Origin of the sequence: Blautia intestinihominis (assembly GCF_040096655.1) — a bacterium.
In the GTDB taxonomy this organism is placed as follows: domain Bacteria; phylum Bacillota; class Clostridia; order Lachnospirales; family Lachnospiraceae; genus Blautia_A; species Blautia_A intestinihominis.
This window is the reverse complement of sequence record NZ_JBBMEI010000018.1, coordinates 1-23,884: the sequence shown is the minus strand read 5'-3', so window position 1 is coordinate 23,884 and position 23,884 is coordinate 1. Positions and strand designations below refer to the sequence as shown.

16 protein-coding genes and 1 other annotated feature are annotated in these 23,884 nt (G+C 43.2%); of the genes, 12 read left to right on the top strand and 4 right to left on the bottom strand.

Annotated elements, in window-relative coordinates; genetic code table 11:
• Nucleotides 1-160 precede the first annotated feature (160 nt).
• Nucleotides 161-1,273, top strand: coding sequence for an acyltransferase family protein (locus WMO75_RS07280; protein WP_022213417.1), 1,113 nt, complete (start codon nt 161-163; stop codon nt 1,271-1,273).
• Nucleotides 1,274-1,337: 64 nt separating this feature from the next.
• Here WMO75_RS07280 and WMO75_RS07275 read toward each other — a convergent pair whose 3' ends face one another.
• Nucleotides 1,338-3,428 (bottom strand): CDP-glycerol glycerophosphotransferase family protein, encoded by a 2,091-nt coding sequence (locus WMO75_RS07275; RefSeq protein ID WP_303223597.1) that lies wholly within the window; start codon nt 3,426-3,428, stop codon nt 1,338-1,340.
• Between the two features lie 145 nt (nt 3,429-3,573).
• Nucleotides 3,574-3,711, top strand: a sequence feature (ribosomal protein L10 leader region).
• 32 nt (nt 3,712-3,743) lie between these two features.
• Here WMO75_RS07275 and rplJ point away from each other — a divergent pair.
• From rplJ to WMO75_RS07240, 7 genes are all read left to right on the top strand, one after another.
• Nucleotides 3,744-4,256 (top strand): 50S ribosomal protein L10, encoded by a 513-nt coding sequence (gene rplJ, locus WMO75_RS07270; RefSeq protein ID WP_022213415.1) that lies wholly within the window; start codon nt 3,744-3,746, stop codon nt 4,254-4,256.
• Between the two features lie 42 nt (nt 4,257-4,298).
• Nucleotides 4,299-4,673 carry a 50S ribosomal protein L7/L12 gene (gene rplL, locus WMO75_RS07265; protein WP_118253130.1) on the top strand — a complete coding sequence of 125 codons (375 nt, stop codon included), beginning with the start codon at nt 4,299-4,301 and terminating at the stop codon, nt 4,671-4,673.
• Nucleotides 4,674-4,875: 202 nt separating this feature from the next.
• Nucleotides 4,876-8,733, top strand: coding sequence for a DNA-directed RNA polymerase subunit beta (gene rpoB / locus WMO75_RS07260; RefSeq protein ID WP_118253127.1), 3,858 nt, complete (start codon nt 4,876-4,878; stop codon nt 8,731-8,733).
• Nucleotides 8,734-8,750: 17 nt separating this feature from the next.
• Nucleotides 8,751-12,464, top strand: a complete 3,714-nt coding sequence (gene rpoC / locus WMO75_RS07255; protein WP_118253124.1) for a DNA-directed RNA polymerase subunit beta' — start codon at nt 8,751-8,753, stop codon at nt 12,462-12,464.
• Between the two features lie 334 nt (nt 12,465-12,798).
• The gene (locus tag WMO75_RS07250) at nt 12,799-14,505 is read left to right on the top strand and encodes a serine/threonine protein kinase (protein ID WP_022213570.1); all 1,707 of its coding nucleotides are present in this window, start codon (nt 12,799-12,801) and stop codon (nt 14,503-14,505) included.
• 13 nt (nt 14,506-14,518) lie between these two features.
• Nucleotides 14,519-15,325 carry a PP2C family protein-serine/threonine phosphatase gene (locus WMO75_RS07245; RefSeq protein ID WP_302700781.1) on the top strand — a complete coding sequence of 269 codons (807 nt, stop codon included), beginning with the start codon at nt 14,519-14,521 and terminating at the stop codon, nt 15,323-15,325.
• Nucleotides 15,326-15,344: 19 nt separating this feature from the next.
• A complete protein-coding gene (locus tag WMO75_RS07240) occupies nt 15,345-16,589 on the top strand; it encodes a hypothetical protein (protein WP_118253118.1) in 1,245 nt (414 codons plus the stop codon).
• Nucleotides 16,590-16,651: 62 nt separating this feature from the next.
• On the opposite strand, the gene WMO75_RS07235 is transcribed toward WMO75_RS07240, so the two are convergent.
• Both WMO75_RS07235 and WMO75_RS07230 read right to left on the bottom strand, forming a co-directional pair.
• Nucleotides 16,652-17,728: a serine hydrolase gene (locus WMO75_RS07235; RefSeq protein WP_118253115.1), complete on the bottom strand. Its 1,077-nt coding sequence runs from the start codon at nt 17,726-17,728 to the stop codon at nt 16,652-16,654.
• A gap of 33 nt (nt 17,729-17,761) precedes the next feature.
• Nucleotides 17,762-18,190, bottom strand: coding sequence for a hypothetical protein (locus tag WMO75_RS07230; RefSeq protein WP_118253112.1), 429 nt, complete (start codon nt 18,188-18,190; stop codon nt 17,762-17,764).
• A gap of 300 nt (nt 18,191-18,490) precedes the next feature.
• Between WMO75_RS07230 and rpsL the strand changes: the two genes are divergently transcribed.
• From rpsL to tuf, 4 genes are all read left to right on the top strand, one after another.
• A complete protein-coding gene (gene rpsL, locus WMO75_RS07225) occupies nt 18,491-18,907 on the top strand; it encodes a 30S ribosomal protein S12 (RefSeq protein WP_118253109.1) in 417 nt (138 codons plus the stop codon).
• Nucleotides 18,908-19,162: 255 nt separating this feature from the next.
• Nucleotides 19,163-19,633: a 30S ribosomal protein S7 gene (gene rpsG, locus WMO75_RS07220; protein ID WP_044925146.1), complete on the top strand. Its 471-nt coding sequence runs from the start codon at nt 19,163-19,165 to the stop codon at nt 19,631-19,633.
• Between the two features lie 17 nt (nt 19,634-19,650).
• On the top strand, nt 19,651-21,774 hold the full coding sequence (fusA, locus tag WMO75_RS07215) for an elongation factor G (protein ID WP_227222331.1): 2,124 nt from the start codon (nt 19,651-19,653) through the stop codon (nt 21,772-21,774).
• A gap of 263 nt (nt 21,775-22,037) precedes the next feature.
• Nucleotides 22,038-23,231 carry an elongation factor Tu gene (gene tuf / locus WMO75_RS07210; protein WP_005423313.1) on the top strand — a complete coding sequence of 398 codons (1,194 nt, stop codon included), beginning with the start codon at nt 22,038-22,040 and terminating at the stop codon, nt 23,229-23,231.
• 201 nt (nt 23,232-23,432) lie between these two features.
• Here tuf and WMO75_RS07205 read toward each other — a convergent pair.
• On the bottom strand, nt 23,433-23,884 hold a 452-nt coding region (locus WMO75_RS07205), incomplete at its 5' end, for an XRE family transcriptional regulator (RefSeq protein ID WP_349077867.1).

The following is a 23,884-nucleotide window of genomic DNA, read 5'->3' as shown; positions in this document are numbered from 1 at the left end:
TGTTTTTATTATAGTTACAGAAATTATACAGAACGGAGGAAAGATTTGCAATGGGTTTTGTCCGGTGGAATTGTGATATTCCTTTGATTGACAATCGATAAGAACCTGAGATAGAATGAAACAATACACAGTGATAACAAAAATTTATGAGGAAACGTAAATGGAGAGAAAATTTAAATTTACCAAAGCAGATACGGCTGCGGTGAAAGGAATTGCGATTATATTTTTGATTCTTTATCATGGCTTTTCAATAAAAAGCCGGCTGTATGGGTATCCGGTAAGCTTCTGGCCGCTGTCGGAGGCAAAGGCAATGGCAGTCTGCCGTGTGATGGTTCAGTGCGTTGGAATTTTTGCATTCCTGTCAGTGTATGGTCTTACTCTGTCGATGAAAGCCCAGTATCATGAATATGAGTTTACAGGACATGAGGCAACATTGTTTGTTCTGAAACGGTATGTGAAACTTGTGCTTTCTTTTACCCTGCCATTTCTGTTCTGCATGGGGGTAACTTACCTGACACATACATCCCGCTACAGTGATGGATTTCCGATTAATCTGATCAATGCCGGAATGGATTTCCTCGGGTTGGGACATCTCTTTGGGACGCAGATGCAGATCAATACCTGGTGGTATTTGAGTCTTGAGATTCTGCTGATCTTTTTTATGCCTTTTCTGGTCAGATTTTATAAGCGGTACGGGTGGCTGATGGTCTTCATGTTTCTGCTCATCGGAAGCTTTATGCTGGAAAAGCATGTGCATCTTACAAAGTATTTACTTGTAGCTCCGCTGGCAGTCTGCTTTGCAGATCAGAATGTTTTGGAAAGGCTCAGAGAATTTCATATTGTAAAAAACGCAGTATTAAATAAACTGCTGAAATTTATTTTGAGCACAGGTGCATTGTATGTCCTCTGCAAAATGTTTAATACGCAGTGGGGAATTGATCATTTTGAATTTGCACTCAACGGTGTGATTCCGGTGCTGATCGTTTACTGGTCTTATGAGTTTGTGATCGGAATTCCGGGGATTCGCCAGATTCTGCAGTTTATAGGAAAACATTCTGCAAATATTTTTTATATCCATACATTTATAAGAGCAGTATGGCTGAGAGATCCTACCTATTCTCTTGGACATGCGGCAGTGATATGGCTGTTTATCCTGGTTGTGAGTCTCGCACTTTCTATTTTACTTGGCGTTGTGCAGAAAATCATACGATTTGATAAATTTTCTGCATGGATCAGTAACAGCATCATAAGCTGGGCAGATCGTACTTTATAAAACAGATAAAAAACGCAGTACCGAATCTGAAATAAATCAGGTTCCGGTTACTGCGTTTGCTATTTTAATGGAATCTTTTTTTGATTTCCTCGCAGATATGTCTGCTGTGTTCGTGATCCTTAAACTGGAGATATTCTCCGCGCATTTTTTCGTATTCCGGTTTTAAGTGGAAGTCATTTTGTACGGTTTCTTCCAGATAGTCAAGAAGCTGTTCCTGAGTTGCTGCCCTGTCGCCAAAAAGTTCTGTTTCCATATCAATATAACTTCCATGTGCTTCGTTGTATTTCTCAATATCAAACTGATAAAACAGACTTGGTTTATCCTGATAAAGAATATCCCAACATACACTGGAATAATCCGTGATAAGCATACGGCAGCGCATCAGCATTTCATTTACGGCAACTTCACCAAAAGAGATCAGATGGATCCGTTTACTGATTGATTTGAAGGTATCTGCATATTCCTGAAATTTTGCATGCAGATAGAAGTTGACTTCAAGATCATATTTTTCCAGAATCTGATTCAGACGTTCAGAATTCAGGAGCCCCATATAATGGCGGAAATAATCACTTTCTTCGAAATCTTTATCCGGTACGGAATCCAGCCAGTTTCTCCAGGTTGGCATGATCAGAATTTCACGTTTGCCCTGGGATTTATCTTTGAGTACATCCCATCGTGGAAGTCCGGTGTTGATGACTTCGTCAGGTTCATATTCAAAATTCTCAACAATTGTCTGTTTTTCCTTGTTGGTGGATACGACGAAGAGATCGCAGCCACCCTTTTTGCCTTTGCCGTAGAAGTTATCAACACGTTTCAGAGCGATAACTCCATGCTGGAGGAAGACAAAAGGAATTTTTTTGATATAACGGTTAAAAATACTGTGGCGGGACTGCATGGCATAGGTATGGTATCTGGAATCGGAGCTGACGATAAGATCTGCCGCGAGCAGATAAACCATGTGCCGGATGGACATAAAATCCAGAATCCGGTTCTTATAAGGTTCCACTTTGGAACGGTCCGGAGAATCCTTATCTATGATATAGTAGATTTTTTTATTAAGGAAAGCTTCCTCGTCCTGTTCCATGCAGTGTTTGAAAAAGTAATAACCATTGTCCTGTGCCATGGAAGAAAATTTCTCGCATACCAGGCAGATGTGCTTCCGTTTCCAGTAAGGTCTGGCGACACGATAAAGGAAAACGGAGAGGAATTCCTTGAAGATGATATCCATGCCGTCATATTTTTCTCTCTGACGGTTTACAAATGCGAGAGTCTGTTTACTTGTATAATATGGATAAAAGTAAAAATTCTCGTCTGTCTTGTAGGCAACATTGGAAAGGAATTTTTGCTGCATTCGCTGCAGAGCGGTCATAAAAATCGGAATTCTGGAAACATCTCCGGTATCTGCATTTCGAACCAGAACAAAAATATCCCAGTACAGGCTCTTCCATTCAATAGAGCGAAGGTTCAGGGAAACGGTTATTCGCTGAAGATTTCCGTTGGATTTTATGCTTTTGGTGGTGAAATCATAAGTTACGGCATCTTCGGCAAGCTTGCTTCGGAAAAAAAGTCCGGTTTTTATATATTTGTGCCTGCTTTTTTCAAGGTCGAAAGATATCCGGAGAACTCCATGGCTCATCTTAAGACTGTGGTAGGCACAGGTCAGAAGATTTTCCATAAAATATGTCCGGCTGCATAAATCTATAATAAGAAGATTATCTAATCTGGCAGTAAATATACCGATATATTCTGCAGGCTCAGAAGAAGTATCTTCCGGGAAATAAATATCTTTGGCAAAAATGTGATATTTCTTATTAAAATTATTATCCGGACGGAGAGCATATAAGGTATGGCTGTTATCAGAAGCTACACAGCTTAAAGTGAGAATAAACTCCGAATGTCGTTTGAACTGGAAATATTCCTGAAAAGGCAGCAGGTCCAACTGGAATGTACAGGGATCAATCTGCGCAAAAGGAATGGAAATATCTTCTTTTGTCTTAGGATTCCGTGCAAGGAAACGATAAGAAGAAAAAGCTCCGGCAGAAAAGTCTGCGAATTTCAAAGTCACTTTCGTAGAGGAAAGAGCTGAAATATAAACAGAGAGGTTTCCGTTGATCCAGGAAAAGGATGAATCAGATGTATGTGATTTGATTTTCATAATTCCTCCAATATAATCTGTGGTTAAAGTTTTATAAGTAACATAATTATAACATAATATTAATAAAATTTAAACATTTTTCGACTGACAAAATATTTTGCTATTTTGCTAAAAAAATACTTGACATATAAAAAAGGATATGCTATTCTATCACAGAACGCTGCCGAAGACAGTAGGTGCCGTAAGGCATAAGGATCACAACGCCTACCGAGGACTTAGTATTCTATATGAGATTACATGAGACCTTACTGTCGTTATGCAGTAAGGCTTTTTTTATGACGCGGCGGTATAAATCTATAAGGAGGTGTACCATTTATGGCAAAAGTAGAACTGAAACAACCAATCGTAGAAGAAATCGCAAACAGCATTAAAGACGCACAGGCAGTAGTACTTGTTAACTACAGTGGTCTTACAGTTGAACAGGATACAATTCTGCGTAAAGAGTTAAGAGAAGCTGGTGTTCAGTACAAAGTTTACAAAAACACAATGATGAAACGTGCATTCGCAGGTACTGATTGTGAAGAACTTAGCCAGCATCTGGAAGGAACTAATGCTATTGCAATTTCTGCAACAGATGCTACAGCACCGGCAAGAATCCTTGCTAAATACGCAAAGCAGTTCCCAGCTCTTGAGCTGATCGCTGGTGTAGTTGAAGGAAACTACAACGATCAGGCTGGAATCCAGGCTCTGTCCCAGGTTCCGTCCAGAGAAGAACTTCTTGGAAAACTTCTTGGAAGCATCCAGTCTCCTATCACAAACTTCGCTCGTGTGCTTAATCAGATCGCTGAGGCACAGGGTGGCGCTGATACAGAGGCAGCAGCAGAATAATCCTAAAATAATAATAAAATATAATAAATGGAGGAAATTAAAATGGCAAAATTAACAACAGAAGAATTTATTGCAGCAATCAAAGAATTATCTGTATTAGAATTAAATGATCTCGTAAAAGCTTGCGAAGAAGAGTTCGGTGTATCCGCAGCAGCAGGTGTTGTAGTTGCAGCAGCTGGAGCAGGCGCTGAAGCAGCAGAAGAGAAAGATGAGTTCGACGTAGAACTTACAGAAGTTGGACCGAACAAAGTTAAAGTTATCAAAGTTGTTCGTGAAGTTACCGGTCTTGGACTGAAAGAAGCTAAAGCAGTAGTTGACGGTGCTCCGAAGGTTGTTAAAGAAGGCGCATCCAAAGCTGAAGCTGAAGACATCAAAACAAAACTTGAAGCAGAAGGCGCTAAGATCACTCTTAAATAATTCTGTTAAAGAAATAAGTGATGCGGGGACACCTGATGGTGTCCCTAAATTTTTGTGTAAAAAATTAAAAAAGTTGTTGACAGCTTGATTTTGCTATGCTATAGTGAAGAATGCTATATTATGGCAAGATATGCCTGTTTATCTCAAACCGTAAACAGGGTCGTGTTGTAAAATAAATAAAAAAAACAGGGGTGAAACGTCAATGGAAAAAAACAGAATTCGTTCTGTAAAAACTGGAAAAAGCATGCGCATGAGCTACCAGAGACAAAAAGAAGTTCTGGAAATGCCGAATTTGATTGAAGTCCAGAAAGATTCCTATAAGTGGTTTCTCGATGAGGGCCTCAAAGAAGTGTTTGATGATATTTCTCCGATCGCGGATTATGGCGGAAAGTTCAGCCTGGAATTCATCGATTTCACGTATGACGCAAAAGATGCAAAATATAACATTGAGCAGTGCAAAGAACGTGATGTAACTTACGCGGCACCTTTGAAGGTTCGCGTGCGACTGATAAATAAAGAAACAGAGGAAATCAACGAACACGAGATCTTTATGGGAGATCTTCCGTTAATGACAGAAACAGGTACTTTTGTTATTAATGGTGCAGAGCGTGTTATTGTCAGCCAGCTGGTGCGTTCCCCTGGTATTTATTATGCAATTGCACATGATAAAATTGGTAAGAGATTATTTTCCAGCACCGTCATCCCGAACAGAGGAGCATGGCTGGAATACGAAACTGATTCCAACGATATCTTCTATGTACGTGTGGACAGAACCCGTAAGGTTCCGATCACTGTGCTGATTCGTGCCCTTGGTGTCGGCACCAATGCAGAAATTGTTGACTTATTTGGTGAAGAGCCGAAGATCCTCGCAAGTTTTGGCAAGGATACTTCTACAAACTACCAGGAAGGTCTTCTGGAACTTTACAAGAAGATCCGTCCAGGTGAGCCGCTGGCAGTAGAGAGCGCAGAGAGCCTTATCATGGCAATGTTCTTCGACCCGAGAAGATATGATCTTGCCAAGGTCGGACGTTATAAATTTAATAAGAAACTTCATTTCAATAAACGTATCGCAGGCCACAAGCTGGCAGAAGCTGTTGTAGATCCATCTACAGGAGAGATTCTGGCAGAGGAAGGTACTAACGTTACAATTGAACTTGCAGATCAGATTCAGAACGCTGCTGTTCCATATGTATGGATCCAGGGCGAGGAGCGCAAGATCAAAGTTCTTTCCAATATGATGGTAGATCTTACATCATATGTAGATCTTGACTGCAATCCAAAGGAACTGGGTGTTACAGAATTAGTATATTACCCTGTCCTTGAGAAAATTCTGGAAGAAAATGATAACCTTGAGGATATCAAGGCTGCAATCGTCAGAGATATCCATGATCTTATTCCGAAGCATATCACAAAAGAAGACATTTTTGCTTCTATCAACTACAATATGCATCTGGAATATGGCATTGGTAATGACGATGATATCGACCATCTGGGTAACCGTCGTATCCGTTCTGTTGGAGAACTTCTTCAGAACCAGTACCGCATTGGTCTCTCCAGACTGGAAAGAGTTGTACGTGAGCGTATGACAACTCAGGACACAGAGAGCGTTTCTCCGCAGTCCCTGATCAATATCAAACCTGTAACAGCAGCAGTTAAGGAGTTCTTCGGTTCTTCACAGCTGTCACAGTTCATGGATCAGAACAACCCTCTTGGTGAGCTGACTCATAAGAGACGTCTTTCCGCACTGGGACCTGGCGGTCTGTCACGAGACAGAGCCGGATTCGAGGTTCGAGATGTCCACTACTCTCACTATGGACGTATGTGCCCGATCGAGACTCCTGAGGGTCCTAACATCGGTCTGATCAACTCTCTTGCATCCTATGCAAAAATCAATGAGTATGGTTTCATTGAGGCACCATACCGCAGAATTGACAAGTCTGATCCGGCTAACCCGGTCGTAACAGATGAAGTTGTTTATATGACAGCAGATGAGGAAGATAATTACCATGTAGCACAGGCGAATGAGCCTCTCGATGAAGAAGGTCATTTCATGCACAAGAACGTATCCGGTCGTTTCCGTGAAGAGACACAGGAATACGAGAAACACATGTTTGACTACATGGACGTATCTCCTAAGATGGTATTCTCCGTCGCTACTGCACTGATCCCGTTCCTGCAGAACGACGATGCTAACCGTGCGCTGATGGGATCAAACATGCAGCGTCAGGCCGTTCCGCTTCTTACAACAGAAGCTCCTGTTGTTGGAACTGGTATGGAGACCAAGACTGCTGTTGACTCTGGTGTTTGTGTTGTAGCCAAGAAGTCCGGTACTGTTCTTCGTTCTACTTCTACAGATATCAGCATCAAGAATGATGATGGAACAAAAGATGATTATCATCTTACCAAATTCCTTCGTAGTAACCAGAGTAACTGCTATAACCAGAAACCGATCGTGTTCCAGGGCGAGCATGTAGAGGCTGGACAGGTTATCGCTGATGGTCCGTCTACCGCAAACGGCGAGCTGGCTCTTGGTAAGAACCCGCTGATCGGATTCATGACCTGGGAAGGTTACAACTACGAGGATGCCGTTCTGTTAAGCGAAAGACTTGTACAGAACGATGTATATACTTCTATTCATATGGAGGAATATGAAGCAGAAGCCCGTGATACCAAACTTGGACCGGAAGAGATCACAAGAGATGTTCCGGGTGTTGGCGATGATGCACTCAAGGATCTGGATGAGCGTGGTATCATCCGTATCGGTGCAGAGGTTCGTGCCGGTGATATCCTCGTTGGTAAAGTTACTCCTAAGGGAGAGACAGAACTGACAGCAGAAGAGCGTCTTCTTCGTGCAATCTTTGGTGAGAAAGCAAGAGAAGTTCGTGATACTTCCCTTAAGGTTCCTCACGGAGAATATGGTATTGTTGTAGATGCCAAAGTATTTACAAGAGAGAACGGCGATGAGCTGTCTCCTGGAGTAAATCAGTCTGTTCGTATTTATATCGCTCAGAAACGTAAGATTTCTGTTGGCGATAAGATGGCTGGTCGTCATGGTAACAAGGGTGTCGTTTCCCGTGTACTTCCAGTTGAAGATATGCCATTCCTTCCAAATGGCCGTCCACTTGACATCGTGCTGAACCCTCTGGGTGTACCTTCCCGTATGAATATCGGACAGGTCCTGGAGATCCACTTAAGTCTTGCAGCCAAGGCACTTGGATTCAATGTTTCCACACCTGTATTCGATGGTGCGAGCGAGGTTGATATCCAGGATACACTGGAACTGGCAAATGATTATGTAAATATTGAAGATTTTGAAGAATTCCGTGCAAAATATCAGGATGTACTTGCTCCTGACGTTATGGAATATCTTGATGAGCACAAAGACCACAGAGAACTGTGGAAAGGTGTTCCGATTTCCAGAGATGGTAAAGTTCAGCTTCGTGACGGACGTACCGGTGAGTACTTCGATGGACGTGTAACTATCGGTCACATGCATTACCTGAAACTGCATCATCTGGTAGATGATAAGATCCATGCACGTTCAACTGGTCCATACTCCCTCGTAACACAGCAGCCTCTGGGTGGTAAAGCTCAGTTCGGTGGACAGCGTTTCGGAGAGATGGAGGTTTGGGCTCTGGAGGCATATGGTGCTTCCTACACACTGCAGGAGATCCTGACAGTGAAGTCCGACGATGTTGTAGGACGTGTTAAGACCTATGAAGCGATCATCAAGGGTGACAATATCCCTGAGCCGGGTATTCCGGAATCCTTCAAGGTACTTCTCAAAGAACTTCAGTCTCTGGGTCTTGATGTCAAAGTACTCAAAGATGACAATACAGAAGTACACCTTCTGGAAACAGTAGATTATGGTGATACAGATCTTCGTTCCGTAATCGAAGGTGACAGCAGACATCACAGAGAAGAAGAGTCCTTCGGCAAACATGGTTATACCAAACAGGAATTTGAAGGCGAAGAACTCGTAGATGTAGAAGAAGAGGATGAGGGCGAAGAGGATTTCCTGGACTTCGACGATTCCTATGATGATGATGACGACAAGTAAGAAAGGGGAAAGAATACATGGCAGAATCAACAACTACCAATGAAACATATCAGCCAATGACTTTCGATGCCATCAAGATTGGACTGGCGTCCCCTGAGAAGATCAGAGAATGGTCCAGAGGTGAGGTAACAAAACCGGAGACCATCAACTATCGTACTCTGAAACCAGAGAAGGACGGTCTTTTCTGTGAAAGAATTTTCGGACCAAGCAAGGACTGGGAGTGCCACTGCGGTAAATACAAAAAAATCCGCTATAAAGGTGTTGTCTGCGACCGATGCGGCGTAGAAGTAACCAAATCTTCTGTACGAAGAGAGCGTATGGGACATATCGAGCTTGCAGCTCCGGTATCCCATATCTGGTACTTCAAGGGAATCCCATCCCGTATGGGACTTATCCTTGACCTGTCTCCGAGAACATTGGAAAAAGTTTTATACTTTGCAAACTATATTGTACTGGATCCGGCTGACTCCGGACTTCAGTACAAACAGGTTCTCACTGAGAAAGAATATCAGGATGCCCGTGAAGCATACGGATACAATTTCCGTGTTGGAATGGGTGCAGAATCTATTATGGAACTTCTCAAAGCGATCGATCTTGAGAAAGATGCTGAGGAACTCAAGACAGAACTGGTAGATGCAACTGGACAGAAACGTGCCAGAATCATCAAGAGACTGGAAGTTGTAGAATCTTTCCGTGAATCCGGAAACCGTCCGGAGTGGATGATCATGACTGCAATCCCGGTTATCCCGCCAGATCTTCGTCCTATGGTACAGCTCGATGGTGGACGTTTTGCAACATCTGACCTGAATGATCTGTACAGAAGAATCATCAACCGTAACAACCGTCTGAAACGTCTTTTGGAACTGGGAGCACCGGATATCATTGTTCGTAATGAGAAACGTATGCTTCAGGAAGCAGTAGACGCGCTGATCGACAATGGTCGTCGTGGCCGTCCGGTAACAGGACCTGGAAACAGAGCTCTCAAATCCCTTTCTGACATGCTGAAAGGTAAATCCGGACGTTTCCGTCAGAACCTTCTTGGTAAACGAGTTGACTATTCCGGACGTTCTGTTATCGTCGTTGGACCTGAACTGAAGATCTATCAGTGTGGTCTTCCGAAAGAAATGGCAATCGAGCTTTTCAAACCTTTCGTTATGAAAGAGCTTGTTGCAAACGGAACTTCCCACAACATCAAGAATGCCAAGAAAATGGTAGAGAAACTTCAGCCGGAAGTATGGGATGTACTGGAAGATGTTATCAAAGAACATCCTGTTATGCTGAACCGTGCACCTACACTGCATCGTCTGGGTATCCAGGCATTTGAGCCGATTCTTGTAGAAGGTAAAGCTATCAAACTTCATCCGCTCGTTTGTACCGCGTTCAACGCCGACTTCGATGGTGACCAGATGGCTGTTCATCTTCCGCTTTCCCAGGAAGCTCAGGCAGAGTGCCGTTTCCTTCTACTTTCACCAAACAACCTTCTGAAACCTTCAGATGGTGGTCCGGTAGCCGTTCCTTCACAGGATATGGTCCTTGGTATTTACTATCTGACACAGGAGAGACCAGGAAATCCGGGCGAAGGCAAATACTTCAAGAGCGTAAACGAAGCAATCCTTGCTTACGAAAATAAAGTTATCACATTACAGTCCAGAATCCATGTACGCTGCACAAGAAAACTGGCAGATGGAAGAGAGCTGACAGGAACTGTAGAGTCCACACTTGGACGTTTCCTGTTCAACGAAATTCTTCCGCAGGACCTTGGATATGTAGACAGAAGCATTCCGGGTAATGAACTTCTTCTTGAGGTTGATTTCCTGGTAGGTAAGAAACAGCTGAAACAGATCCTTGAGAAAGTCATCAACACTCACGGAGCTACCAAGACCGCAGAGGTTCTCGACTCCATCAAGGCTATGGGTTACAAATATTCTACCCGTGCAGCTATGACAGTATCCATTTCTGATATGACTGTGCCGCCTCAGAAACCTGAGATGATCCAGAACGCACAGAATATCGTTGACAAGATCACAAAGAACTACAAACGTGGTCTTATTACAGAAGAAGAGCGTTACAAAGAAGTTGTTGAGACATGGAAGAAGACTGACGATGAGCTTACCAAAGCCCTTCTGAACGGTCTTGATAAATACAACAACATCTTCATGATGGCTGACTCCGGTGCCCGTGGTTCCGATAAGCAGATCAAACAGCTTGCCGGTATGCGTGGTCTGATGGCCGATACAACTGGTCACACTATCGAGCTTCCTATCAAGTCAAACTTCCGTGAAGGTCTTGAAGTACTGGAATACTTCATGTCCGCGCATGGAGCTCGTAAAGGTATGTCCGATACCGCTCTTCGTACAGCCGACTCTGGTTACCTGACCAGACGAATGGTTGACGTATCTCAGGAACTTATCGTTCGTGAAACAGACTGCTGTGAAAACAGACCGGAGATCTCTGGTATGTATGTCAAAGGCTTCATGGATGGCAAGGAAGAGATCGAGAACCTTCAGGAACGTATCACAGGACGTTTCTCCTGCGAGACCATCACAAACAAAGATGGTGAAGTTCTTGTTAAAGCAAACCATATGATCACACCAAGACGTGCAGCACGTATCATGAGTGAGGGTGTAAACGCTAACGGTGGTCCGATCGAAGAAGTTAAGATCCGTACGATCCTGACCTGTAAGTGCAAGGTTGGTGTCTGCGCTAAATGTTACGGTGCAAATATGGCAACTGGTGAAGCTGTTCAGGTTGGAGAATCTGTTGGTATCATCGCAGCACAGTCTATCGGTGAGCCTGGTACACAGCTTACCATGCGTACATTCCATAGTGGTGGTGTAGCCGGTGGAGATATCACACAGGGTCTTCCTCGAGTTGAGGAGCTTTTTGAGGCAAGAAAACCTAAGGGTCTTGCTATCATCACAGAAATCCCTGGTGTTGCAGTTATCAACGATACCAAGAAAAAACGTGAGATCATTGTTACCAATCCGGAAGACGGCGACTCCAAGACTTACCTGATCCCTTATGGATCCCGTATCAAGATCACAGACGGACAGGTACTTGAAGCTGGTGATGAGCTGACAGAAGGTAGTGTAAACCCACACGATATCTTGAGAATCAAGGGTGTTCGTGCTGTTCAGGATTACATGCTCCGTGAGGTTCAGCGAGTATACCGTCTCCAGGGTGTAGAAATCAGTGATAAGCATATCGAGGTTCTGGTCCGCCAGATGCTGAAGAAGATCCGTATCGAAGAAAACGGAGATACAGAATTCCTTCCGGGAACACTTGTTGATGTTCTTGAATTCGAAGAAGTTAACGAAAAACTTGAAAAAGAAGGCAAGACACCGGCAGAAGGAAAACAGGTTATGCTTGGTATTACCAAGGCTTCCCTGGCAACAGATTCCTTCCTGTCAGCAGCGTCCTTCCAGGAAACAACCAAAGTCCTGACAGAAGCTGCTATCAAGGGTAAAGTTGACCACCTGGTAGGTTTGAAAGAGAACGTTATCATTGGTAAGCTGATCCCGGCCGGAACTGGTCTGAAACGTTACAGAGACATTCAGCTTGATACAGGAATGCCGGAGGAAACACCTGTGGCAGAAGAAGAGCCTGTAGATGAACTTCCAGAGGATGATGAAATGCTGACAATGGAAGAAGAATCCGCAGAGGATGTTTCTGATGATGCAGAGGATGAGATCCTTCTGGACGATGAGGATATCGATACAACAGAAGAATAAATGAACTACAGAAGAAGTTCCAGATTTATGATCAAAGTAAATCTGGGGCTTCTTTTTTTCTTTTTGCAGGAAAAGTATAAAGATTGTGTGAAAAAAGATGGAAGAAAAGCGAAAACTACAGACAGACGCGGGTGGACATGCTATACTAAGAGCACTTCCTGATGGAAGTTTCAAAGATACAGAGTTTTAAAGACATAGAGTTACTTAGTGTTTTTTATATAGATATAGGATTTAGAATAAAATAGAAGTTATGTAACTGTGAGGCTATTGAACAGTTACGAATTACATTCAAATAAATATAGATCATATTACGAGAGGAGAGGAGGGAGGATAGATGGACAAACAACTTCCGGTTTCTGTATGGCCGGAATGGAAGATCGTGGAGAAGATCGGTGAAGGATCCTTCGGTAAGGTCTATAAGGCAAAACGTACAGAGCAGGGCAAGACCTTTTATTCTGCGATCAAAGTTATTACGATTCCCTCGAATGCCGGAGAATTGAGCAGTATTCGTTCGGAAAATCCGGATGAACAATCGGTAAAGGAATATTTTCACAGCCTGGTAGAAGAATGTATCCAGGAAGTGAATACGATGGAGTATTTTCGAGGCAATTCTCATGTAGTCTCTGTTGAGGATTATAAAGTAGTGGAATATCTGGACGATATTGGATGGGATATTTACATCCGAATGGAATATCTGACCAGCTTTCTTGATTATTGTGCCGGACGCGCACTTTCAGAAGATGATGTGATACATTTAGGAATCGATTTGTGTAAAGCACTGGAATACTGCCAGTGCCAGAATATCATTCACAGAGACATTAAACCTGAGAATATTTTTGTTTCCAGATTTGGGGAGTTCAAACTGGGAGATTTTGGCATTGCCCGGGAACTGGATCGGACAATGAGTGGGTTATCTAAGAAGGGTACATTTTCTTATATGGCACCGGAAATGTACAAAGGAGAGGCATATGATGCCAGAGTAGACATCTATTCCCTTGGAATTGTACTTTATAAATTAAGAAACCATAACAGACTTCCTTTTATCAGCCTTAAGAAGCAGCTGATCACGTATCGGGACAAGGAAGAGGCACTGAACAGGAGAATGGCAGGAGAGGAACTGCCTCCGCCGGCAGAAGCAGGGGAGGCTTTTGCAGACGTGATTCTCAGAGCATGTGCTTATGATCGCCATGATCGTTATGAAAGTGCTGAGGAATTTCGAATGGCACTGGAGCAGGTTCGATATCCTGGGCAGCCGGAACTGTCGGATATCAGAAAACCGGAGATCATATCAGATTCTCCGGAAACAGACAGAAATTTTACAGAAGAAGAGAAACCTGAGGAAACGGTTGTACTGAGAAATACAGACAAAAGGACAGGCAGAAGAATCAGCCGTTCTCCACAGCATCGAAGGAAACCTGCAAAGAAAAAGCAGAAATTTGAGCCACTTGTTGCGGCTGCTGTCATTATGGTGATAGCAGTTTGTATTGTTGTGGGCGTTTTTATCTGGCTTCTGAAAGAAAATGCAGAATTACAGCGTCTGAAGCAGTCAGTTACAGAGACGGTTCAGAGTGCAGAAAATAAACAACTTCAGGAGACTCTGGAAAAAATTCAGTCACAGGCAACAGAGATCAGCGATGATCTGAATGATTACAGCTGGATTGGATCTGAAGAAGAAGGAAAGATCAGTTACCTGAAACAGCGGGATAATGGAGACTGGCAGGTTATGAAGATACTGATCTATCCGGATCTGTCAGAAGATGGTTATTATGAAGAATATTATTACTGGAATGATGAACTGTTTTTTGCCTATATATGGGCTGATAACAATACGCTGAGTGATCTGAAGGACGGAGAGCAGAAAATAGACAGATATTATTATGAGGACGGTAAGCTGATCCGCTGGATCGATGACAAAAACCGTTGTCATGATAACGAGACAGACAGTGAGGAGTATGTAACAAGAGGAGAGAAATACTGGGATCGTGCGGAAGAGTACAAAGCTCAGTTGAATCTCTCTGCTGACAGTACATCTGCATCCTGAGAAAGGAAGGGCTATGGCGTATCAGATTGAATATGCATATACGTGCCACATAGGTAAGGTGCGGAATAATAATGAGGACAATTTCTGGTGCTGTGGCGAGAGTCTTGATTCAGAAAACAAGGGAATGAGTCATGTCCGCAGCGGAAAGATAAAACAGAAGGATTTTCCGCTTCTTGCCGTATTTGACGGAATGGGAGGCGAAAGCTGTGGAGAAATGGCAGCATTCCTTGCAGCAGAATCCTGTGGTGAGTTTTATAAAGAAAAAAAGAAAGAAATCTCAGAATATCCGGAAGAGTTCCTGAATGAACTCTGCTTCCAGATGAACCGTGCTGTATGTGATTACGGACAGGAAAATAAAATAAACAGCATGGGAACAACTGCAGCAATTCTTGCTTTTGGGGCAGACCAAGTATATTCATGCAATCTGGGTGACAGTCGTATTTACCGCGTTTCGCCGGAAGGACAGATACATCAGCTTTCGCTGGATCATGTCCTTGGGGGAGGAAGATTCGGCAAGCCGCCGCTGACACAGTATCTTGGGATCCCGGAGGAAAGCATGGGACTTGAGCCGACGATCACAGCACAGGAGGCAGTGATCGGGACTCGGTATCTCATATGTTCAGATGGAATCACAGATATGCTTACTGACAGTGAGATCGCGGCTGTTCTTGCAAGGGAAGTTCCGGTAGCGGAAACAGCAGAACTTCTGGTAGAACAGGCCCTCCAAAAAGGAGGCAGAGACAACATTACAGTAATACTCTGCGAACTTGCAGAGCAGGAACAAAACTGGTTTAGAAAATTATTAAGTTATTTTTTATAGAATATGAAGGTGACAGACTATGAAAAACCGTATGCAGGATTTGGATTTTGAACAGACAGTTGCTTTTGATTCTGTCAAAGATTTTGAATTCACACGAAAAGCAGCACAGAGATTCCGACAGGTCGTCAGTCTGGATGGGTTTGAAGACGAAGATGCTGATGTTATTTTTCATTATTTATATAAAGAAATGGAACTGGTATCTTTTGGAGATCACCTGAAGCGATATATTTATGAACGTGCAGGACTCGAAGAACCCTATAATGAAGTAACGCAGGATATTTACAGAGACATCGTGATTGAGTCTTTTCATGAGACTTGTACACCGAAATCAATGAATCCTACATCAACGAAACTGACATCTCTTGTCAATAACTGGCTGACACAGGCATCTGTCAAGAGAGAGACTGTATTTTTGCTTGGTTTTGGACTTCGTATGAGTTCGGAGGATGTTTCGGATTTTCTGACACGGGTACTGAGAGAGCAGGATTTTGATTTCCATAATCCGGATGAGGTGATCTACTGGTATTGTTATACCATGCAAGTTGGCTATCATAAGGCAGAAGAACTTAAGAAAGCCTATGAGAAACTGGAGCCTGATCCGGATTACACCGAGGCATCCAAGGTATATTCAGGCGCATTGATCCTGGACAATGAGGAGAAACTTCTGAAGTATCTGGCCTATGTCAAGGTTGGAGCGGATGACCCGATGTCAGAGAAGAGTCAGGCATTTCAGGAATTTGTGCGCCTTCTGACTCATGCCAAGGAAATCATCGCCAGGATGTATCAGGGTGATGAAGTGGAAAAAGACCGCAACAAAGTGTGGAATATTTCTGATATTACGGATTCTGATGTGGAAAAAGTTATCTGCAGTGGAATTCCTGTAAATAAGATGGGAAATCTCAAAAAAATGTCTGCGTCTATTCTGGCGAAGCATTTCAGCCAGAAGCGGTTCAGCAGACAGCGGATCAACAGCATCATGAATCATAAGTTTCCGGTGGAACGTTTTGATCTGATCACGTTGGAGTTTTTTATTGTTTCGCAGGAGATGCAGGATGATGATCCATATAATCGATATCATCATTTCCTTGAAGAAATACAGAAGATTCTGCATAAATGTGGAATGAGTGAGATTTATATTGTGAATCCGTATGAGTGCTTTTTACTGATGTGTCTTCTTACGGACTGCCCGCTGGCGGTTTTTGCTGATATATGGGAGATGTCCTATGAAGATACAGACGGGGAAACCTCGGAAGAAAAAAGCTGATTTTTTTATAAAAATAAAGCCATACGATCTGTTTAAACCGTATGGCCTTTGGGTGATGCGTTTTATTCGTTGTAGTATCCGTAGATCATACGGGAATCCTGAGCAATCGTTTCCTGCGCATTGCTGGTACTGCTCAGATTCTGAGACATGAAGCATACAACCAGGTCGATGCCTTTGGTTGTGTTGTAGATGATTCCAACATCATTTTCAACATTGTCGAGTTCGCCGGTCTTGTTTGCAACGCTGACACCTTCCGGCATGTCTGCCGGGATTTTGTTGCGGCGTTCCTGCATCTTGAGAAGAGAGTACATGGCATCGGCATGGGATAAAGTTGGGTTCTCAGCAGTACCTGCATTGATCTGGTAGATCTCTTTGAGAAAATGTCCGCAGTCATTTACGGAAGTATAATTATCGCCATTTTCATTGCTGTGTAGAAGAAGTCTGCCCATGGAAGTACTGGTATATCCGTGCGCCTGGCAAAAGGCATTGACTACATCCATGCCGGCAGAATCATCGCCGCCGCCGAGCATATTTACGAGAGTATTTGCAGCATCATTATCACTAACAGTAATCATAGGATTGAGATAACTGTTCAGGGTATCTGCATCGTATGTTTCGCAGAGCTGATCGTAGTTTTCGTAAACGGTGCCCATAATGAACAGCTTGATCAGGCTGGCAGCCTGCATCGGCTGATTGTCGATCGTGCCTTCGGTGCCTTTCATAAGGTTGCAGACGTAAACGGACCAGTTTCCATTATCCTGCGGAAGAAGAGTTCTGACTTGTGAAAGAAGATTGTTCAGACTTTCATCCGTTGTAGTCTCAGAGGAGACCGTCTCGGAGGAGTGGGATGGGGAAAGCGTTCCTTCTTCCTGACTTGCAGATTCAGCAGAAACTGTATCGGAAGACGACTGCTGATTTTGTTCCTGGAGCTGCTTGAGTTCATCGGACTGAGCAACGAGGTTTGCGGATGTTTCTGCCATTTCCTGTACGGTATCCTGAAGTTCAGTGACTTTGGACTGGAGGGAGGCAAGACCATTCAGTGAATACAGAGCCAGTCCGCCAAGTCCGATGACTGCTACAGCCAGAATGCTGATGATAATGTACAGAAAAAAAGGTTTTTGCTGTTTAGGGGTATTCATATTAAGATATCCTTTCTTTTTAAGTGCAACAGGTTATTGATCGCTGAAAAGATCTTCGGAATCCTGCGGGTTGATCTCAGATATTTCGTCTTCAGTATCGTTGTTTCCCCCTGAAGTGAAAGAATTGTATTCGGGCGAAGTATTCTGATTGAAAACAGAGGTCTGTGTATCAGCAGATTCTGCTTCAGGAAGGCGTTCACTCACGGTCTGACGTGTACCGGAATTCTGTTGTTTCTTCCAGTTGAGAAGATCCTTCTGAGACTGGATCGCATCAGCGTAAGCGGAACTGGCGTTATCAAGTTCTTCTTTTTTGGCATCCACCTGCTGAATGAAGGTGTCCAGCTGGGCTTCGTAATCGGAGATCTGCCGGGCAGTTCTGAGTTCGACAAGGAAAATTCCGGCAATAAAGAGAAGACCAGTCAGGACCAGCAAAAGAATGCCAGGATTCAGCTTTTCTTTCATGATGAGAAATCCTTTCTTATTATATAGAAGTAAAGCAATAAAGTAAAAATGATTATCAGCATCAGCGAAATAATCTTTTCAATATTATAAACAGAGTACCTTCAAAAAGCAATAATCAGGAATTCGTAAAAAAAAGAAAAAATCATGTAAAATGCCTTGACAGCCGCATTTTTACGGGATATAATGAGCAGGCGTGCAACAGGAACGCTGTTTTTTTGTTGCCCGGCATTTAAATTTGACAATAGCAACCGCGCTACCCCATGGCAAACCATGGAGAAAATAATCGGGAGGTGAAATGGAATGCCAACATTCAACCAGTTAGTAAGAAAAGGACGTCAGACATCTGTAAAGAAATCTACAGCACCGGCTCTGCAGAGAACATTCAACTCTTTAAGAAAGAAAGCTGTTGAGCAGTCTGCACCACAGAAACGTGGAGTTTGTACAGCAGTTAAAACTGCAACACCTAAGAAACCTAACTCAGCTCTTAGAAAGATCGCCAGAGTTCGTCTTTCCAACGGTATCGAAGTAACAAGCTATATCCCAGGAGAAGGACATAACCTTCAGGAGCATAGCGTTGTTCTTATCCGTGGTGGACGTGTTAAGGACTTACCTGGTACCAGATACCACATCATCAGAGGTACACTGGATACCGCAGGTGTAGCTAACAGAAAACAGTCTCGCTCCAAATATGGTGCTAAGAGACCTAAAAAGAAATAAAGCAAATTTCGCAGCTTAGCGAGAAATTTGCGATACTTCTTGAATATGCAATATTCAAGAAGGTTCCCGTCTGAACGGGAGACAAAATAGAAAATAAGCAATCAATCGAAGATTCACTTATAGCTATAAATATTGTACGGTATTCCATATACCCTGTCGGTTGCGGGTTAAATATAGGACTTTACCAGTGCGAACACCTTAGTTTTTATAGTGAGTACCGATGATTTAATCATTTTGATTAAGGAGGGAAGTAACGTGCCACGTAAAGGACATACTCAGAAAAGAGACGTTCTGGCAGACCCGATGTACAATAACAAAGTGGTTACCAAGCTTATCAACAACATCATGTTAGATGGTAAGAAAGGTGTCGCTCAGAAGATTGTATACGGCGCATTCGCTAGAATTGAAGAAAAAGCTGGCAAACCAGCTATCGAAGTTTTTGAAGAGGCTATGAACAACATCATGCCGCTTCTCGAAGTAAAAGCAAGACGTATCGGTGGTGCTACTTACCAGGTTCCGATCGAGGTAAGAGCAGACAGACGTCAGGCACTGGCTCTTCGCTGGCTCACCACATATTCTCGTAAAAGAGGCGAGAAGACTATGGAGGAGAGACTTGCAAACGAGCTTCTGGATGCAATGAACAACACAGGCGCATCTGTTAAGAAGAAAGAAGATATGCACAAGATGGCTGAAGCAAATAAAGCATTTGCTCACTATCGTTTCTAATCAAGGAGGAAATCCAATTGGCTGGAAAAGAAGGTAGAGAATACCCGCTTGAGCGTACCAGAAACATTGGTATCATGGCTCATATCGATGCAGGTAAGACAACTCTTACAGAACGTATCCTTTATTATACAGGTGTCAACTACAAAATCGGTGATACTCATGAAGGTACCGCAACAATGGACTGGATGGAGCAGGAGCAGGAGAGAGGTATCACAATTACTTCCGCTGCTACAACATGTCACTGGACTCTGCAGGATCACTGCAAGACTAAACCAGGTGCTCTGGAACACCGTATCAACATCATTGATACTCCAGGACACGTAGACTTCACCGTAGAGGTTGAGCGTTCACTCCGTGTACTTGACGGCGCTGTCGGCGTCTTCTGTGCAAAAGGTGGTGTAGAACCTCAGTCTGAAAACGTTTGGCGTCAGGCTGACACTTATAACGTACCGCGTATGGCATTCATCAACAAGATGGATATCCTCGGTGCAAACTTCTACAATGCTGTAGATCAGATCAAGACTCGTCTTGGTAAAAACGCAATCTGCTTACAGCTTCCAATCGGAAAAGAAGATGAATTCAAAGGAATCATCGACCTTTTCGAAATGCAGGCTTACATCTACAATGATGAGAAAGGTGAAGACATTTCCATCACTGAGATCCCAGAAGACATGCAGGAAGAAGCAGAACTTTATCATACAGAACTCGTAGAGAAGATCTGCGAACTCGATGATGATTTAATGATGGAATATCTGGAAGGTGAAGAACCGACTGTTGAAAAGATGAAAGCAGTTCTTCGTAAAGCTACTTGCGAATGTACAGCTGTACCGGTATGCTGCGGTACTGCATACAGAAACAAGGGTGTTCAGAAACTTCTGGATGCGATCATTGAATTCATGCCTGCTCCAACAGACATTCCTCCAATCGAGGGTGTTGACCTGGAAGGCAACCCGATCGTGAGACATTCTTCTGATGAAGAGCCGTTCTCCGCTCTGGCATTCAAGATTATGACAGACCCATTTGTTGGTAAACTGGCATACTTCCGTGTATACTCCGGTACTATGAATTCTGGTTCTTATGTACTCAACGCTACTAAGGACAAGAAAGAACGTGTTGGCCGTATCCTTCAGATGCACGCTAACAAACGTATGGAGCTGGATAAAGTATACTCTGGAGATATCGCAGCAGCAATCGGTTTCAAATTCACCACAACTGGTGATACAATCTGTGATGACCAGCATCCGGTAATCCTTGAGTCCATGGAGTTCCCGGAACCGGTTATCGAACTTGCAATCGAGCCTAAGACAAAAGCTGGTCAGGGTAAACTTGGTGAAGCTCTTGCAAAACTGGCAGAAGAAGACCCGACATTCCGTGCACATACAAACCAGGAAACAGGTCAGACAATCATCGCTGGTATGGGTGAGCTGCATCTGGAAATCATCGTTGACCGTCTGCTTCGTGAATTCAAAGTAGAGGCTAACGTAGGTGCTCCTCAGGTTGCATACAAAGAGACTATTACTAAGGCCGTAGACATCGACAGCAAATATGCTAAACAGTCTGGTGGTCGTGGACAGTATGGTCACTGTAAAGTTAAATTCGAGCCTATGGATGCCAACGGAGAAGAACTGTACAAGTTCGAATCCACAGTTGTTGGTGGTGCTATTCCGAAGGAATACATCCCGGCTGTTGGCGAAGGTATCGAGGAAGCTATGAAAGCTGGTATTCTGGGTGGATTCCCGGTAGTCGGCGTTCATGCAAACGTATATGACGGTTCTTATCATGAAGTCGATTCCTCTGAAATGGCATTCCACATTGCAGGTTCTCTTGCATTCAAGGATGCTATGCAGAAAGCATCTCCGATTCTTCTTGAGCCTATCATGAGAGTCGAAGTTACTACTCCGGAAGATTACATGGGTGATGTTATCGGTGATATCAACTCCCGTCGTGGTCGTATCGAAGGTATGGATGATATCGGCGGAGGTAAGATGATCCGTGGATTCGTTCCGCTTTCTGAAATGTTCGGATATGCAACAGACCTTCGTTCCAGAACTCAGGGACGTGGTAACTACTCCATGTTCTTCGAGAAATACGAACAGGTTCCGAAGTCCGTTCAGGAAAAGATTCTTTCTAAGAAAGACTGATAAATAGAGAGACTACTGTTTACAGAGAATATTCCGCGAGGTGTTTTGCCATGAATATGGCAGAATCCCGAGACATGCGGGGCAAAATGCTATCACCGTAGGTGATTTGGAATGCATTTTGACCAAGTTACTGTGAACGGAGTGAACAGTAATAAAAAAGCTTGCAAATATCCTTGATTTGCAATATAATCAAGGATAGCAAGTCTAAAACTGATAAAATGCTCTGGAAGAAAGAGCATAGTTTTTAAGGAGGACATTTTAAAATGGCAAAGGCTAAGTTTGAGAGAACAAAACCGCATTGTAACATTGGTACCATCGGACACGTTGACCATGGTAAAACAACTTTAACAGCAGCTATCACAAAAGTTCTGGCTGAAAGAGTTCCAGGAAACACAGTTGAAAACTTCGAAGATATCGATAAAGCTCCAGAAGAAAGAGAGCGTGGTATCACAATTTCTACAGCACATGTTGAGTATCAGACAGAGCATAGACATTATGCACACGTTGACTGCCCAGGACATGCTGACTACGTTAAGAACATGATCACAGGTGCAGCTCAGATGGATGGTGCTATCCTCGTAGTTGCTGCTACAGATGGTGTTATGGCTCAGACAAAAGAGCACGTTCTTCTTGCTCGTCAGGTTGGTGTTCCGTACATCGTTGTATTCATGAACAAATGTGATATGGTAGATGATGACGAACTTCTTGAACTGGTTGAGATGGAAATTCGTGAACTTCTTTCCGAGTATGACTTCCCAGGAGATGACATTCCGGTTATCCAGGGATCTGCTCTTAAAGCTCTTGAAGATCCGGCTGGCCCATGGGGAGACAAGATTATGGAACTCATGAACGCAGTTGATGAGTACATTCCGGATCCACAGCGTGACACAGACAAACCGTTCGTTATGCCTGTAGAGGATGTATTCTCTATCACAGGACGTGGAACAGTTGCTACTGGTAGAGTAGAAGCTGGTGTTCTTCACGTATCTGAAGAAGTTGAAATCGTTGGTATCAAAGAAGAAACACGTAAAGTTGTTGTTACAGGAATCGAAATGTTCCGTAAACTTCTTGACGAAGCTCAGGCTGGTGATAACATCGGTGCTCTTCTTCGTGGTGTTCAGAGAAACGAAATCGAGCGTGGACAGGTTCTTGCTAAACCAGGAACACTTACATGCCATACAAAATTCACAGCTCAGGTTTACGTTCTGACAAAAGATGAAGGTGGACGTCATACTCCGTTCTTCAACAACTATCGTCCGCAGTTCTACTTCAGAACAACAGACGTAACAGGTGTTTGCAACCTTCCAGAAGGAACAGAAATGTGCATGCCTGGAGATAACATCGAAATGACAATCGAACTGATCCACCCAATCGCTATGAGCCAGGGTCTTACTTTCGCTATCCGTGAAGGTGGACGTACTGTAGGATCAGGACGTGTTGCTACAATCATCGAGTAATCACTGACTAATATATATTGAGTACCGCAAGGTACATGTGTCCAAACGTAAGATACCCCGGAACCGTAAGGTTTCCGGGGTTTTTCTGTTGAGTAAAAAGTTTAAAATAAGGCTGTAAAGAATAGCGAATAAATTAAAAACAGGCAGGTATGGGAAGAAAATGAAAATCTTCGCATATCTGCCTGTGATACTGTTATGATACTATTTCTGTTCGTTATTGGAAAATTTCTGTGTTAAAAGTTCATCTCGTTTACGGATTCGTGTCTCAAAATCCAGTTCTTCAATTTCTTTATGGGTGACAGGTTTGGAAGTGTAGTATTCCAACGTCTGCTTTTTCCACATATCAAACATATCTTTGCCTGTGAAATAAGATTCCAGGCTTTCTCTGTTCTCCTGCAGATCAGCAAGAAAATTACACATATCTGCGTTTAAAGAATGTTCAGGATCATTTCCATAAAAGCGAAGTCCGGCATACCATTTCTGTGTTTCTGTTTCTATATCACCGGGAAGTTTATTATTTATATCCAGTTCATACCGGAGTTCATTGGATTCATTCATCTGCAGTAAAACCCAAAGAATATCGCTGAGAGTAGAAATCTGTACTTTATTTTCAGATAATCCAAATAACCAGTCCAGTGAGACATGAAATTTCT

What these genes read in the sequence shown, in the direction of transcription:
- rpoB (WP_118253127.1), top strand. Translation starts at nt 4,876, where the DNA reads ATGGAAAAAAACAGAATTCGTTCTGTAAAAACTGGAAAAAGCATGCGC.
- WMO75_RS07280 (WP_022213417.1), top strand. Translation starts at nt 161, where the DNA reads ATGGAGAGAAAATTTAAATTTACCAAAGCAGATACGGCTGCGGTGAAA.
- rplL (WP_118253130.1), top strand. Translation starts at nt 4,299, where the DNA reads ATGGCAAAATTAACAACAGAAGAATTTATTGCAGCAATCAAAGAATTA.
- tuf (WP_005423313.1), top strand. Translation starts at nt 22,038, where the DNA reads ATGGCAAAGGCTAAGTTTGAGAGAACAAAACCGCATTGTAACATTGGT.
- WMO75_RS07250 (WP_022213570.1), top strand. Translation starts at nt 12,799, where the DNA reads ATGGACAAACAACTTCCGGTTTCTGTATGGCCGGAATGGAAGATCGTG.
- WMO75_RS07275 (WP_303223597.1), bottom strand. Translation starts at nt 3,428, where the DNA reads ATGAAAATCAAATCACATACATCTGATTCATCCTTTTCCTGGATCAAC.
- rplJ (WP_022213415.1), top strand. Translation starts at nt 3,744, where the DNA reads ATGGCAAAAGTAGAACTGAAACAACCAATCGTAGAAGAAATCGCAAAC.
- WMO75_RS07230 (WP_118253112.1), bottom strand. Translation starts at nt 18,190, where the DNA reads ATGAAAGAAAAGCTGAATCCTGGCATTCTTTTGCTGGTCCTGACTGGT.
- WMO75_RS07245 (WP_302700781.1), top strand. Translation starts at nt 14,519, where the DNA reads ATGGCGTATCAGATTGAATATGCATATACGTGCCACATAGGTAAGGTG.
- rpoC (WP_118253124.1), top strand. Translation starts at nt 8,751, where the DNA reads ATGGCAGAATCAACAACTACCAATGAAACATATCAGCCAATGACTTTC.
- rpsL (WP_118253109.1), top strand. Translation starts at nt 18,491, where the DNA reads ATGCCAACATTCAACCAGTTAGTAAGAAAAGGACGTCAGACATCTGTA.
- WMO75_RS07235 (WP_118253115.1), bottom strand. Translation starts at nt 17,728, where the DNA reads ATGAATACCCCTAAACAGCAAAAACCTTTTTTTCTGTACATTATCATC.
- WMO75_RS07240 (WP_118253118.1), top strand. Translation starts at nt 15,345, where the DNA reads ATGAAAAACCGTATGCAGGATTTGGATTTTGAACAGACAGTTGCTTTT.